A 13,681-nucleotide genomic window follows, 5' to 3' on the forward strand; every position below is an offset into this window, starting at 1 on the left:
CCCTTCCGGTGTCGCCTCCCCCCGGCGGGGAGGCGACCCCGGCGGCTCGTTCCGTCGGGGATCCGACGTCGGCCCGGGGCGGGTTGACACCGCGTCAGGCGTCGGTTTCCATGGTTCTCGTGTAGCCGCTCGGCTGCATGATCTTTGGGGGGCAGGCTTCGTCGCGTCGCGCGGCGGAGCCGGGGAAGCAACCCCACGAGACATGCGGCGCGAAGCGGCTGTTCTGCGTGCTGGGCGCGTTCCCCGGCGGCTGCCCTCCCGGACCCTGGGAGACGCGCAGTGTCATCGGAGATTCAGCGGCCGCAGCGGGAACCCGCCGGCTCGGGGAACGGCGCCCGGGGATCCGGGGTGCGCCGGGTCGTGACGGACGGCCGGAAGCTCGACCTGATCGCGCTGATGGCGATCCTGGCGGTGTGCACCCTGATCTGCCTGACGGCCGGTGCGGGGGCACTCCAGGCGGTCATCGGCGCGGCGGGCGTGCTGTTCGCCGCCTGGCGGACGCCCCGGCGGTCCGGGCGCTCCGGGCGCTCCGGGCGGGAGGGCGAGCACCGGCGCGGGCCCGACGGGCCCCACCGGTCCCAGGGGTCCCAGGGGCCTCGCAGGCCTCGCGGGCCTCGCGGGTGAGGAGGCTTGCACCTCCCGTGGGGGGAGGTAGCAGGGTGGTGCCATGAACGGCGACACGACCTACACCATCGGTGAGCTGGCCCGGCGGACGGGGCTGACGGTCAAGACCGTCCGCTTCTACTCGGACCAGGGGATCGTGCCGCCGGCCGACCGCAACCCGGCCGGCCACCGGCGGTACGGCGCCGACGCCGTCGCCCGCCTGGAACTGGTCGGCACCCTGCGGGAGCTCGGGCTCGGACTGCCCGCGATCCGGCGGGTGGTGGAGCGCGAACTGACGCCGGCCGATGTCGCCGCCGCGCAGGCGGAGGCGATCGACGTCCAGATCCGGGTGTTGCGACTGCGGCGGGCCGTGCTCGGGACGGTGGCCAGGCTCGGGTCGACGCCTGAGGAGTTGACGCTCGTGCACCAGTTGGCCCGGCTCACGGAGGACGAACGGGGGCACCTGATCGGGGAGTTCCTGGCGGGGGTGTTCGGCGGGATCAGGGACGGCGGGACAGGGGGCGGTGGGATCGGGGACGGCGGGATCGGGAACGGCGGGCGGTTCGCCGCCGCGGCGCGTTCGTTGACGCCGGAGCTGCCGGAGGAACCGTCGGTCGAACAGGTCGAGGCCTGGGTGGAGTTGGCGCGGCTGGCGGGGGACACCGGGTTCCGGGCGCTGCTGCGCGGGCTCGCCGAGGCCGAGGCGGCCGAGGCGGCCGAGGCGGAAGCGGCGGCGGCGGAGGAGGTGGCCGGGGCGGTGCGGGCCGCTGCGCATGTGCCGAGGCCCGGACTGGCCGTGGCAGTGAGGGAGTTGGCCGGACCGGCGGTCGCGGCCGGGGTGGAGCCGGAGTCGGTGGAGGCGGCGGCCGTCGTCGCGGAGTTGGTGGAGCGGTACGGGCGGTGGTGCGCGGGGGCGGTGCCGGGAGATGCCGGGGCGCTGCGTGGCCGTTTGGCGGAGCGGCTGGGGGCGATGGCCGATCCGCGGCGGGAGCGGTACCTGGAGCTGCTGGCGGTGGTCAACGACTGGTCCGCACCGAAGAGTTGGGCGGCCGAGGTGAACTGGGCGGTGCGCGCCGTGGCGTGAGCCGGCGCGGGGGTCGGGGCAGCGTGACGGCGGGTGCGGATGCGGCTGGGGGTGCCGGAGGGTGGGGTGGGGCTATCGGCGGGCGGGGCCGGGGAAGGTGGTGAGGAAGGCGTGGGCCTGGGCGCGGAGGTGGTCGACCGGCGGGTCCTCGCAGATCACCTCCAGGCCGATTCCGGTCGCCCGGCCCAGGTCGTAGTAGGACTGGTAGGCGAGGTAGGGGCGGTGGTCGTCGGTGGGGTCGAGGCCGACGGCGAAGGTCGCGAAGTGCGGCTGCTGCTTGCCCTCGGCCCGGGCCGAACCGGCGCGGGAGAGCTGCCATTCGAACTCGTAAGGCTCGGGGTCGGCGGGCAGGTCCAGCAGCGCCTGGGCGAGCCGGCGGACCTCGTCCGGGTGCGAGAAGGGGATCGACTCCGACCAGGCGGGGGCGGAGGCGAGCAGCTCCCAGTCGTCGCCGTTGTGGCCGACGGTCAGGGCCCACTCGCCGTTCGGGTCCTGCCAACGGCAGCTGATGATCGGGTCCACGGCGGTCAACCTCCCTGTGGCGCTGGATCGTTCGTACCTCCTCATCGTGGCACACCGGGCGGCCCGGGGGCCTCGGCCGTGAGCCGTCCTCGGGCACGCTGCCAGGCCTCCTGGAGCGTGCGGTAGCCGAGGACGGTGATGCCGAGCTCGGTGAGCAGCCGGCGGGCCCCGGGGGACACGAGGAACGCGTGGTCGGTGTGCCGGACGCGCCAACCGTCCTCCGGGGCGTGGTGGTTCGGGTCTGTCCTCGGGTCGGCCGTGCCGGGGTGCAGGGCCCACTCGGTGAGGCCCGGGGGGAGCGCGGCGAGCAGGCGGGCGTAGTGGGCGGGCTTGTCGTCCAGAGGGACGGTGAAGCTGTCGAGGAAGCCGTGGTCCACCACCGGCAGGCCCTGCGCGCGCAGCCGGGCGAGTGCGGGCGGCAGCCAGACCCGGACCGCCAGGCCGTACTCGGCGCCGAGGGCGAGGGTGAGGTCGAGGACGTCCTCGCGGCCGCCGTCGGCCAGGCAGTGGAAGTCGAGGTGGGTCGGGGCGAGGCCGGCCACCGCGACCGCGTCGATCTGGGCGCGGAACTCGCGCTCGACGTCGTCGAGTCGGGCCCGGGCGAGCAGTGCGGCGCGTCCGGCGGGGGTAGGGGCGAAGAACCCTCCGGAGGCGTCGAGGAGGGAGGGCACCCGGTCACGGGCGGCGAGCGGCCCCCAGCGGCGGTCCGCGGACTCGCAGACCAGCGTGAGGTGGACGCCGAAGGGGACCTCCGGGTGCCGGCGCAGCAGCCGGAGCGCGTGCGGCGCGGCGGCGCAGGGCGTCATCAGGCTGCAGGAGGCGGCGATGCCGTTCCGGACGGCGTCGACCACGGCGAGGTTGACGGACTCGTCCAGGCCGAGGTCGTCGCAGTTGAGCAGCAGGAGGCGGGCGTCGGGCGGGTGGCCGAGGAGGTGGTTGGCGGTGGGGGGTGCGGGTGAGTGCGGGGGTGCGGGTGTGGGTGTGGCGTCGGCTGCGGGCATGGACGCAGTCTGTCCCGGCGGTGGGGATGGATGCGCGGGGTTTCCGGGCGACGCGGTCGGGCGGGGTGGGCGTCCGGCGGGACGGCGCGAGCGGCGGCGTGGGGCGAGCGGAGGGTGGGGTCGGTCAGTCGGTGGCGGGTGCCGGGTGCCAGGGGCGGTCGGGGCGGGTGCGGACCGGGGCGGAGGTGAGCCGCAGCGCGTACACCTCGCGGTCGGTGGCCTCGTACGGGACCTGGCCGAGGTAGGCGTGGCCGGTCAGATGGCACCAGGCGGGGAGGTCGAGCGGGGCGGCGGGGTCGGTGGTGTGGATGTGGACCACGGCGCCGGCCGGGAGGTGTGCGATCTGCGCGCACAGCCGGAGCAGCAGCTGGACGCAGAGCAGGCCGGTGCCGTCGACGGTGAGGTCGGGGGCGGCGGCGTCGGGGGCGGCGGCGTCGGGTGCGGTCATCGCGGGGTCTCCTGGGTGATGCGCCAGAGGCGGCGGGGCAGTTCGCCCTCCTCGAAGGGATGGACGTCGGTCAGGCGCCAGCCTTCGGCGAGCGCGTCCACCAGCTCGCGGGGGAAGAAGTGGACGGCGAAGCCGCCGTGCTCCCAGATGTCGTCCCCGTGGCCGGTGCCGGCGCCGTAGTGGGCGTCGCCGGTGTGGCGGACGGTGTGGACGAAGGTGCCGCCCGGGCGCAGGACCCGGCGGACCTCGGTGACGAGCGCCTCGATCTCCTCGGTGGAGAGCGCCATGCAGAGCAGCATGTGGGCGAAGACCGCGTCGACGGAGGCGTCGGGAAGGGGCAGCGGGTCGCGGACGTCATGGGCGAGGACCGAGAGCCGGTCGGCCAGTCCCTGGTCCGTGGCGGCGGTGCGCAGCTGGTGCAGGGCGGTCGGGCTGAAGTCGGCGGCCAGCACGCGGAAGCCGGTACGGGCGAGGTGCAGCGCGTCGCGCCCGTGGCCGGCGCCGAGTTCCAGTACGTCCCGGGCCCCGGCGGCGGCGAACACCTCGGCGGCGTACTCGGCGGGGGCCGAGGGCCGCTCGCCGTACATGCCCGGGTTGGCGGCGTAGGTCTGCTGCCAGTGCGCGCGTTGGGCGTCGGCGAGGGCGCTTTCCAGGCCGGGCCCGGTGCCGGGGGTGTCGGTCATGGTGCTGCCCTTCGCGGGGTGGTGCGGTGCGCGCGGTGCTGTCGGTGCGGGTGGTGCTGTCGGTGCGGGCGGTACGGGTCGTGCGGGGCCAGCCTAGGAGGTGGGGTCCGACGGCGGGACTGGCGGGGGTGGTGGCGGTGCGTGCGGGCAGGGTGGGCGGGTGGTGGGTGCGCGGTCCGGGTGGATCAGGTGAGGCGCTGGCCGGGGGCGGTGCCGCCGAGGCGGGTGAGCAGGGTGGACAGCCGGCCGAGGTCCTCGGGGCTCCACTGCTCGGCCGCGAAGTGCTCGGCGGCGACCTGGCGGGCGGTGTGCAGCATCTCGGCGAGACGCTCACGGCCGGTCGGGGTGAGGGCGGCGTAGGCGACTCGGGCATCGCGGGCGGCGGCCTCGCGGGCGACCAGGCCGATCCGCTCCAGCGGCGCGAGGCCGCGGGTCACGCCGGAGGCGGTGAGCCCGAGGGCTTCGGCGAGGTCGACCCGGCGCATCCGGCCGCCGGGGGCCTGGGAGAGGTGGAGCAGCATCGTGAAGTCGGCCAGGCTGACGCCGTGCAGGCCGCTGAGGCTCGCGTCGAAGCGCTTGACCACGGCCGTCTGGGCGCGGACCAGCCGCAGGGCGGTGTCCAACGGGTCGGGGCTCGGGCCCGGCGTGGCCGGTGCGGTCTCGGTCTGCTGCACGGGTCCCACCTGCTTCGATCGGTCCGACTGCTCGGGCTGGACCGGCTGGTCTGTCATTGCCACCTCCTTGACTGCTCAAGTATATCCCGGGAGGAAGCCGTCAAGGAGGTGGCGGAGGGGGAGGGGGTCGGCTCAGCGACCGGTGGCGGCGGCGCGGCGCTGACGCTTGCCGAGCGGCGCCTGGGAGAGGTCCTCGGCCTGGGAGCGGAGGTTCTTGCAGCCGTAGCCGCGTTCGGTCAGCCAGTCCCGCGCCGACTGCTCGGCCCGTTCGGTGGCCTCCAGGATGTCCTTCTCGGCCTCGCCCTCGTCGAGGAAGCGGAAGGTGAAGGCGGCCCGTGCGGAGAGGTCGTAGCTGAGGTGGCCCTCGCGGGTGAAGGCGGCGTGCAGCACGTCGTGCGCGGGTGCGGCGGCGAGCAGTTCGGCGCGCTGTTCGTCGGTGAGGCCGTCGAAGACGCCGCGCACCATGATGCGGAAGGTTCGAGTGGTCATCCCCCGACCATAGGCAGTGCGGGCCGCCGGCCGCCAACGTGATTCCTGGGCCGGGCGTTTTTCGGTGGCGGTCGGTGGTCGCGGGCCTCCGTGGGTGCCCGTAGGCGGTCGTCGGTGGTGGTCGGTGGTGGTGTGCGCCGGTCAGTCGGGGGTGAGTGCTTCGGCGAGCCCGTCCGCGTACCGGGTGAGCCGGTCGATCCCGGGGCCTTCCCGGGCGCGCCGGAAGCCGTGCCGCCGACCGTGGAAGGCGGCCTGGACGGCGTGGAGTTGGGCCCAGCGGCGGAGGCGTTCGCGGTCCAGCTCGGCGGCCTCGGAGAAGACGTCGAGCGCGCGGAGGAGTGCGCGCTGCCGGTCCGGCGCGTCGAGCAGGGTCAGGGCGTGGACCTTGAGCAGGGTGCCGCCGTCGTAGGCGCGGTCTCCCACGCAGCCCTTGGGGTCCACGGCCAGCCAGGGTTCGCGCTCCGCCCGCAGGATGTTGCGGGGGTGGAGGTCGCCGTGGACGAGCACCTCCGGCTGGACGCGGGCGAGTTCGCGGACGGTCGCGAGGGCGGCGCCGACCGTGCGGGCCGGCAGGGTGTGGGAGAGGGAGGCCGCGTCGGTACGCAGGCCGGCCTCCCATTCCGCGGCCTGCCCGCTCAGCCGGGGCAGGCCCGGGGGCGCCGGGACGGCGAGCCGCCGGCTGAGCCGCCCGGCGACCGTCAGCACCTCGTCGCCGTCCCGGACCTCCGCGAGCGTGGTCGGGCTCGCCCGTTCGAGCAGCATCGCGAAGCGCTCGTCGTCCCGTTCGTAGAGCCGGACGGCGCCCCGGCCCGCCCACACCGCGAAGGCGTCCGGCTCGTGCACGTTGCCCGGGTGCGGGAACGAGATCTTCAGTACGGCCGCGCGCTCGGCCGCCTGCCGGACCGGGAGGATCAGGCCGACCCCGCCGTGGGTGGCGGCGCCGTCCGGCACGCAGCCCCAGCGTTCCAGCAGCTCGGCGGCGAGGCCGGGGAGTTCGGCGATCCAGGCCGCGCCGGGGGCTCCCTCGCGGTCGACGGTGGCGCGGGCGAGCCCGCCGGGAATGCTGATCATTCGGTTCCCTTCGATGGTGGGGGAGGAGGGGGCGGTTAGGTTCGGTCGTCGCTGGTTCGGTCGGGCTCAGGGCGCGAAGGGCCCGAAGGTCGTGGCGGCGAGGCGGAGCGCCGGTGCCGGGGTGCCGTCCCCGGTGCCGACGGAGTAGACCAGCCTCCTGCGCAGGTCCGGGGTGGTGAAGAGGCCGTCGGAGTACCCGAGGTCGTGCCCGGTCTTGCCCCAGAGCACCGTGCCGTCCTGCAGCGGGATGGCCATCAGCCCGGCGCTGTAGCAGGCCCGTCCCTTGTCCGGACCGAACCGGCACTCGCCGGCTCCGCGTACGGGCAGCAGCCGGCCGGAGGCGTCCCGCGGCAGGGTGAGCAGGTCGTTCAGCTGCTGGGGCGGCAGGAGCTCGCCGTCCAGCAGGGCGCGCAGGAAGACGTCCAGGTCGGCCGGGGTGGACACCATCGACTCCGAGTTGCCGCCCTGCTCGGAGACGTCGACCGGGGTGCCGGCCCTGTCGGCGAAGTAGCCGGTCAGGTGGGGCTCGGGCATCGTGGGCCTGCCCTCCGGCACCTCGGTGTGCCGCAGGCCGAGCGGCTTCAGGATGCGGGCCGTCACTTCCTCCCTGATCGTGTGCCCGGTCACCTGCTCGATGATCCGGCCCGCCAGCCGGTAGTTGAAGTTGTTGTACTCCTGGGCGGCTCCCGGGGCGAAGGACGGAGTGACCTCGTGCCCGTCCTCGGGGTGGAGCGTCTTCTGGACGACCTGGTCGAGCGTCTCCAGCCCGAAGCGGCGCGCTATCAGTTCGTCGGGATCCTGGGTGTCCGGACCCTCGACGACCTGTGGCAGTCCGCTGGTGTGGTCGAGGAGTTGACGTACGGTGATCGGCAGGGTGAAGCCGGCGGGCAGCGTGCCGGGCAGGTACTGCTGGACGGTGCCGTCCAGGGAGATCCGCTGTTCGGCGGCGAGCTGGAGCACCACCGCGGCAACGAAGGTCTTGTTGATGCTGCCGATCCGGAACGCGGCGTTCGCTGCCACCGGCCGCCCGCTCACCGGATCGCCGGCGCTGCCGCGCCAGGCCCGGCCGTCGACCGTCACCCGGGCGATCACACCCGCGGCAGGGTCTCCCGGCCGGGCGGCGATCGCGGCATCGAGGACGGCCGGATCGGGACCGCCGGGCGGCGCCTGGCCGAGGGCGGGTGCGGCAGGCACGGCCGTGAGGAGCAGGGCGGCGAGGTCGAGCGCGAGGGCGGCAGGCTTGGTGACGGGCATGGGTTCTCCGGTGTCGTGAGGACGAGTGAGGGGCGGAGTGATCCGCCCCGGAGAACAAGAAGCTGACGGTCGTTCAGTTGCATCCGATCGGTGCGGAGGTGGAGATCGTGGTCGGGGAACACGGTGGAGACTCCCTTCCACGGCGGCCCGGGTGGCCGCCGTCGCGGTGACTCCAAGACTGATCGCCGGAACCCCGTTCGCGCATGTGCCGATCGGCAGGAATCCTGCCGGAAAGCGACCGGGCCTCCCCTGCCGATCGGCAGGGGAGGCCCGGGGTGCGGGACGGCGCTGGACGGCGCGGGGCGCGGCGGGGTGCTCCCGGCCGGGGCCTACACCCGGGCCGGGAGCCGGGTGCAGACCGCTCCCGTCATCAGCGGTGCGGGCTCGGCGCCCAGGGTGGCGAGGGTGAACGCGGTGGTCAGCGCGCTGATGTCGCGGGACTCGCGGATCAGCAGGTGGTTGGCGCCCGGGGCCTCGTACCGCGCGAGGTCCGGGACGACCCGGCGGGCGCGCAGCGCGTACTCCAGGGACTGGGTGGCACTGGCGGAGCTGTGGTCCCCGGTGCCGTGGACGATCAGCACCCGCCGCCCGGCCAGCTGGTCGACCGGGTCGCCGCTGGGCAGCCAGGGGGCGATCCCGGCCACGCCGACCACGGACGGGTGCCCGGCGCACCAGAAGGCGGCGCGCCCGCCCAGCGAGTTGCCGATCAGGACGACGGGTGCGCCGGGGTACAGCCGGGCCAGCTCGTCGAGCGCCCACAGGGTGTCGACGGCGGTGTCGGCGTCCGCGCCGTTCCAGCCGCCGTGGCGGTAGCGCAGCAGGTGCACCGCGAGGCCGTGCGGACGGCCGCGGTCGGTGAGCTCGGCGGCCAGGTCCCGCAGGCCCAGCTCGGCGACCTTCATCGGTGCGCGCCGGCTACGGAGGAATCCGCCCGGCAGCAGCAGGGCGACGCCGGTGACCGGCTCCTCGCCCGGTCGTGGGGTCAGCTCTGCGGTGCGCGGACGCTGCGCTCGGAACACGCGAAATCCCTCCTGATGTGTACAGGCGGATTCTACGGTTCCGAGGACGGGTCCCGGTGCGCGAGGAGGGACCACAGGACCCAGCCGGAGTCCCGGGTGCGCACCACCATGACCTTCGCCCAGCGGGCGCCGAGCGGTGAGGTCCAGGTGTCCACGACCTCGACCCGGTCACCCGAACGGGCTAACCCGATGACGGTCTCCTCGCCGAAGTGGTCGACCCGGACGTTGGCGGCGTTGGCCGACACCTCCCACCAGCCCGCGCCGAGCTCGGGCGGCAGGTCGGTGCCCGCCGTGACGGCGGCCGGGATGAGCAGGATGCCCAGCGCGACCACGGTGGCCGCCGCACGGCCGATCACGGCCACGGGAACCTCCGAGCGGCGTTCCGTGCGGTGCTGTGCGCGGGCAGCGGTGGTGGCGTCGGGATCGGGGGAGGCATGTACAGCAGAACGAGCCGACCGGGCGTCCGCGTACAGTCCGGTGCCGAGGTTGACCCGGTCGGCGCAGCACGGCTCGCGGACCCGGTGCCGCCGGTGCCGCGACGGATGCCCGGCGCATGTCAACGGTCGCACCGTGGCGCGGGGTTGGCGCGCCCTGGCGAACGGCGGTCGAGTCGACCGGTGCGCTCGGGGTGGGGCCGCGGCCCCGGTTGCGCGGCTCCGGTCGCGCGGCTCCGGTCGCGCGGCCAGGTCACTCGGCGTGCTGCTCCGGCAGGAGTTTCTCCCGGGTCTCCCGGAGGAACGCCGCGACGACGTCCGCATCGGTGAGGACGCGGGTGACGACCCGTCCGCCCGGGCCCGGTTCGGTGCGCGCCGTGATCCGGAGCTCGCGCGTGTCCTCGGCGGTGACGTCCTGGAGCTCGCTCCACGGCAGCGGGGCCGCGAGGTGGTCGCTGCCGGGGTCGAGGAGGAGCCCCGCGGGCAGCACGGCGAGCACCGTCCCGAACACGACGTGCCCCTCCGCCTCGAACCGCTCGTGCAGCGGCGCGGTGCGGCGCGGCATCAGCCCCGCGCGGATGGCCTCGGCCAGCCCCGGTTCATAACGGCCCGCCAGTTTCGAGACCACGAAGGGGGTTTCGCGGCCGCGCGCCAGGATGACGACGCGGCCGAAGTGCTCGATGCCCAGGTTGCCGCGGAACTCCATCCGGGAGGGTATGTACTCGTAGCTCTCGATGGCCTCCCAGGGCAGGGCGCGGAAGTCGCCGCCGGCGTGGTGGAGGACGAGGCCGCCCTCGTAGCGCGCCACGGCGACCAGCCCGGAGCGCGGCGGCACGTTCTTGTAGGCCCAGGCGGCCGCCACTACGGCGGCGACCGCGAGGACGGCGCCCCACCAGGTCCAGCCGGAGGCGGCGACGACGAGGATGCCGGGCAGCCCCAGGCCCCATTTGCCCACTCCGTCGCCGATCCGGCGGCTCGTCCGGTACAGCCGTCGCCGTTCACCCAGGCCCGCCTCGGCCGCGACCTGGTCGCAGCGGGTGGCACCGCTCATCGCTGACTCCCTCGGCTTCGAGCGCGCCAGTCTAGTCGGGGTGGCCGGACGGTCGGGCCGGGTGGGTTTCGAAATCCGTTGCACGCAAAGGCTGGTAACACTGTTTCCCGCTAGTTACGTTGTTACCCATGAGCACGCCCTACCAGGACGCGCAGCGGGTCGGCCAGGATGCCGTGCGCGCCGTGATCCTCGACCGCGCCATCGTCCTCCTCGTCGCCGAAGGCCCCGCCGCACTGACCGTGCGCCGGATCGCCGCCGAGATCGGCTCCTCGACCAAGGTGCTGTACACGATGTTCGGCGGGAAGGAGGGGCTGCTGGACGCGCTGTACCGGGAAGGCTTCGCTCGGCTGCGCCGGGCGCAGGAGCAAGTCCCCCGCGGGGACGACCCGTTGGCCTTTCTGACCGCGCTCGGCCGGGCCTACCGGGAGCGGGCGATCGCCGAACCCGCCTACTACCGGGTGATGTTCGAGCAGCCGGTCCCCGGATTCCGGCCGGGCGCCGAGGCGTTGGCCGTCGCGGACGGCGCGTTCGGTGCCTCGGTGACTGCCGTGGAGGCCTGCATCGCGGCCGGGGTCTTCCGGCCCGGCGACGCCCACGAGGTCTCCAAGCTCTTCTGGGCGGCCACCCACGGCGCGGTGAGCCTGGAACTCGCCGGCCACTTCGCGCCGGCCGAGGCCGGGGCGCGCTACGAGGCGCTGATGGCCGCGCTGGGACGGGCCTTCGCCGCCTCCCCATCACCTGACGAGAGGTCGACACCATGAGCACCGACGGTCCGGACCGTGACGGCACGAGCCGCAACCGCTTCCTGCGCGGGAACTTCGCCCCGGTGACCGAGGAGACCACCGCTCACGACCTGCCCGTCACCGGCCGCATACCGGCCCACCTCGACGGGCGCTACCTGCGCAACGGCCCCAATCCGCTGGGCATCGAGGACCCGGCCGCGCACCTGTGGACCCTCGGCGCGGGCATGGTGCACGGCGTCCGGATCCGGGACGGGCGCGCCGAGTGGTACCGCAACCGCTGGGTCCGCTCCGGTGCGGTCGCCGACCGGCTCGGCGAGCCCCGGCGTGGCACGCCCGTCGACGAACGGCTGGACATCTCCCCCAACGTGCAGGTCGCGGGCCTCGCCGGGCGCACCTACGCGCTGATCGAAGGCGGCCTCCGCCCGTACGAACTCACCTACGAGCTGGACACGGTGGGGCCGTGCGAACTGGGCGCCACACCGGAGGGGTTCAGCGCCAACGCCCATTCGATCCTCGACCCGCACAGCGGGGAACTGCACTCGCTGGCCTTCCGGTACGGCTCCGACCGGGTGCAGCACATCGTGATGGACGCCGCCGGCGCCGTCCGGCGCAGCACGTTGATCGAGGTGCCCGGGAACCCGTACATGCACGACTTCGCGCTCACCGAGCGGTTCGTGCTGCTGTACGACACGCCGGTGGTGTTCAGTGCGGCGCACCTGGCCACCGGGGTGCCCTTCACCTGGGACGGGCGGCGCGCCGCGCGGATCGGGGTGATGCCGCGCGAGGGCGGCGCGGTGCGGTGGTTCGAGCTCGCGCCGCACCTGGTCGGCCACACCCTCAACGCGTACGAGCGGACGGCGGATTCACTGGTGGTCGACGTCGTGCGGCACCCGCCGGGCCTCGACCTGCGCGACATCGGCGCGAGCCGGCCCACGCTCGACCGCTGGACGATCGACCTGGCGGCGGGGACGGTGCGGGAGGAGCGGCTGGACGACCGGGTCCAGGACTTCCCGCGCGTCAACTCCCGTCACACCGGGCGCCCTCACCGCTACGGCTACGCGGCCGCCGTCGAGCTCTACGCGCCCGCGGCCGGCCCCGGGGGCGGCCGCCCGGACGAGGGTTTCCGCAACGCCCTGCTCAAGCACGACCTGAGCCGGGGAACCGTCGAGGTCCACGACTTCGGGCGTGACGGGGCGGTGGGCGAGGCGGTGTTCGTGCCCGCGGAGTCGCCGACGGCGGAGGACGACGGCTATCTGATGGCCTACGTCCACGACCCGGACCGGGGCGCGGCGGACCTGGTGATCCTCGCCGCCCAGGACTTCACCGGCGAGCCCCTCGCCCGTGTCCACCTGCCGGTGCGGGTACCGCTGGGCCTGCACGGCAACTGGGTGCCGGGCGGGGACACGGGCTGGAGCTGAGGGGGCACATCTGTGCCCGCCGTGAGCATGAGGGGGACCGCGCTCAGTGGAGCCGTGGGGGCGGGTCGGCGTAGGGAACGGGGGTCTCGACGGCGGCGCGGGCCGCGAGGACGGTGAGGGGTGCGGCGGCCGGCTCAGCGGGGCCGGGTGGCACGCAGGGAGTAGGACTGCGGCGCGGGGGAGCCGGCGGGGACGCGGTAGTGGGCGTGGGCGTGCTCGTGGAGGAAGTCCAGACGGAGCCCGGCCTCGGCCAGCGCGGTGACGACCTCGCCGAGGCCGTGCTGCCACTGGACGGTGACGGTGGCGTCGAGCCGGGCGTCCGGGTCGGCGTAGGTGCCGGGGTGGTCGACGAGGATCGGGGTGCGCTCGAAGTAGTCCTCCTCGAAGCTGCGCCCGTCGTCGGAGAGGACGTCGGCCACCGGGTGGTGCTCGGCGAGGTAGAGGAAGCCGCCGGGGGTGAGGAGCGCGGCGACCGTCCGGGCCCAGCGGGCGAGGTCGGGGAGCCAGCAGAGCGCGCCGAAGCCGGTGTAGACGATGTCGTACGTCCGTCCGTCGAGCGCCTCGGCGGCCTCGTAGACGTCGGAGGTGACGAACCGGGCGTCGTCGGCGCCGATCCGGGTGGCGAGGTCGGCGGCGGCCGCGACGGCCGGGGCGGAGAAGTCCAGTCCGGTGACGACGGCGCCGCGGCGGGCCCAGGAGAGGGTGTCGAGCCCGAGGTGGCACTGGAGGTGGAGCAGCGTGCGACCGGTGACGTCGCCGACCTCGGCGGGCTCGAAGTCCTGGAGGGTGTCACGGCCCGCGACGAAGCCGGGCAGGTCGTAGAACGGGCCGGTGGCGTGGACGGGCACGCGCTCGTCCCAGTTCGCACGGTTGGCGGTGCGCCAGTCGGGGATGGCGGGGGTCGCGGTCATGTCGGGCAACGCTAGCCAGCGCCCCAGTGGCGGGCAATCGATTTCCGGCGGCCGGACGGCGGTGGGACAGGGGCAGGACGGGGCCGGACGGCGGTCGGACAGGGGTCGGACAGGGGCCGGACAGGGCCGACGGTGGACGGGGCGCGGACGGGCGGCCGCCGGCGCGCGGGGGAGGGTTCGTCACGGTCCCTGCGCTCGGGGCCTGGTATGTGCGGGTCATGGCCGGGGTTTTCCCTGCTCTTTGTTCCGGATCATGGCGCGCTCTGCGACGATCCG

At 74.7% G+C, this 13,681-nt stretch carries 16 protein-coding genes; 4 read left to right on the forward strand and 12 right to left on the reverse strand.

Annotated elements, in window-relative coordinates; translation table 11 throughout:
- The first annotated feature begins 360 nt into the window (after window positions 1-360).
- Together ACFVVA_RS22680 and ACFVVA_RS22685 are read left to right on the forward strand one after the other, a co-directional pair.
- Window positions 361-624, forward strand: a complete 264-nt coding sequence (locus ACFVVA_RS22680) for a hypothetical protein (protein WP_387691991.1) — start codon at window positions 361-363, stop codon at window positions 622-624.
- A gap of 43 nt (window positions 625-667) precedes the next feature.
- Window positions 668-1,687 carry a MerR family transcriptional regulator gene (locus ACFVVA_RS22685; protein ID WP_387691993.1) on the forward strand — a complete coding sequence of 340 codons (1,020 nt, stop codon included), beginning with the start codon at window positions 668-670 and terminating at the stop codon, window positions 1,685-1,687.
- Between the two features lie 72 nt (window positions 1,688-1,759).
- Here the strand turns inward: ACFVVA_RS22685 and ACFVVA_RS22690 are convergent, their stop codons facing one another.
- The 11 genes from ACFVVA_RS22690 to ACFVVA_RS22740 form a co-directional block, all read right to left on the reverse strand.
- The gene (locus ACFVVA_RS22690; protein ID WP_387691996.1) at window positions 1,760-2,209 is read right to left on the reverse strand and encodes a hypothetical protein; all 450 of its coding nucleotides are present in this window, start codon (window positions 2,207-2,209) and stop codon (window positions 1,760-1,762) included.
- A 41-nt stretch (window positions 2,210-2,250) separates the two neighbouring features.
- Window positions 2,251-3,210 (reverse strand): polysaccharide deacetylase family protein, encoded by a 960-nt coding sequence (locus tag ACFVVA_RS22695; RefSeq protein ID WP_387691998.1) that lies wholly within the window; start codon window positions 3,208-3,210, stop codon window positions 2,251-2,253.
- 124 nt (window positions 3,211-3,334) lie between these two features.
- Window positions 3,335-3,658 (reverse strand): sulfurtransferase TusA family protein, encoded by a 324-nt coding sequence (locus ACFVVA_RS22700; protein WP_387691999.1) that lies wholly within the window; start codon window positions 3,656-3,658, stop codon window positions 3,335-3,337.
- Window positions 3,655-4,341 (reverse strand): methyltransferase domain-containing protein, encoded by a 687-nt coding sequence (locus tag ACFVVA_RS22705; protein WP_387692002.1) that lies wholly within the window; start codon window positions 4,339-4,341, stop codon window positions 3,655-3,657. Before ACFVVA_RS22705 ends, ACFVVA_RS22700 begins: the two co-directional genes overlap by 4 nt.
- 185 nt (window positions 4,342-4,526) lie before the next feature.
- Window positions 4,527-5,072: a MarR family winged helix-turn-helix transcriptional regulator gene (locus ACFVVA_RS22710; RefSeq protein ID WP_387692004.1), complete on the reverse strand. Its 546-nt coding sequence runs from the start codon at window positions 5,070-5,072 to the stop codon at window positions 4,527-4,529.
- A 75-nt stretch (window positions 5,073-5,147) separates the two neighbouring features.
- Window positions 5,148-5,504, reverse strand: coding sequence for a DUF6204 family protein (locus ACFVVA_RS22715; protein ID WP_387692006.1), 357 nt, complete (start codon window positions 5,502-5,504; stop codon window positions 5,148-5,150).
- A gap of 141 nt (window positions 5,505-5,645) precedes the next feature.
- A complete protein-coding gene (locus ACFVVA_RS22720) occupies window positions 5,646-6,575 on the reverse strand; it encodes an aminoglycoside phosphotransferase family protein (protein ID WP_387692008.1) in 930 nt (309 codons plus the stop codon).
- A 66-nt stretch (window positions 6,576-6,641) separates the two neighbouring features.
- Entirely contained in the window at window positions 6,642-7,829 is a 1,188-nt protein-coding gene (locus tag ACFVVA_RS22725) for a serine hydrolase domain-containing protein (RefSeq protein ID WP_387692010.1), read from the reverse strand.
- 329 nt (window positions 7,830-8,158) lie between these two features.
- Window positions 8,159-8,848 carry an alpha/beta hydrolase gene (locus tag ACFVVA_RS22730; protein ID WP_387692012.1) on the reverse strand — a complete coding sequence of 230 codons (690 nt, stop codon included), beginning with the start codon at window positions 8,846-8,848 and terminating at the stop codon, window positions 8,159-8,161.
- A 32-nt stretch (window positions 8,849-8,880) separates the two neighbouring features.
- Window positions 8,881-9,210 carry a hypothetical protein gene (locus tag ACFVVA_RS22735; protein WP_387692014.1) on the reverse strand — a complete coding sequence of 110 codons (330 nt, stop codon included), beginning with the start codon at window positions 9,208-9,210 and terminating at the stop codon, window positions 8,881-8,883.
- Window positions 9,211-9,535: 325 nt separating this feature from the next.
- Complete coding sequence (locus ACFVVA_RS22740) at window positions 9,536-10,333, reverse strand: hypothetical protein (RefSeq protein ID WP_387692016.1); 798 nt, start codon at window positions 10,331-10,333, stop codon at window positions 9,536-9,538.
- A 128-nt stretch (window positions 10,334-10,461) separates the two neighbouring features.
- On the opposite strand from ACFVVA_RS22740, the gene ACFVVA_RS22745 reads away from it, so the two are divergent.
- Together ACFVVA_RS22745 and ACFVVA_RS22750 are read left to right on the forward strand one after the other, a co-directional pair.
- Complete coding sequence (locus ACFVVA_RS22745; protein WP_387692018.1) at window positions 10,462-11,094, forward strand: TetR/AcrR family transcriptional regulator; 633 nt, start codon at window positions 10,462-10,464, stop codon at window positions 11,092-11,094.
- Complete coding sequence (locus tag ACFVVA_RS22750; RefSeq protein WP_387692020.1) at window positions 11,091-12,494, forward strand: carotenoid oxygenase family protein; 1,404 nt, start codon at window positions 11,091-11,093, stop codon at window positions 12,492-12,494. The genes ACFVVA_RS22745 and ACFVVA_RS22750 overlap by 4 nt, the downstream gene beginning before the upstream one ends.
- A gap of 134 nt (window positions 12,495-12,628) precedes the next feature.
- On the opposite strand, the gene ACFVVA_RS22755 is transcribed toward ACFVVA_RS22750, so the two are convergent.
- Window positions 12,629-13,405, reverse strand: coding sequence for a class I SAM-dependent methyltransferase (locus ACFVVA_RS22755; protein WP_387692022.1), 777 nt, complete (start codon window positions 13,403-13,405; stop codon window positions 12,629-12,631).
- Window positions 13,406-13,681 lie beyond the last annotated feature (276 nt).

Origin of the sequence: Kitasatospora sp. NPDC058048, from assembly GCF_042885555.1 — a bacterium.
Lineage (GTDB): Bacteria > Actinomycetota > Actinomycetes > Streptomycetales > Streptomycetaceae > Kitasatospora > Kitasatospora lactacystinica.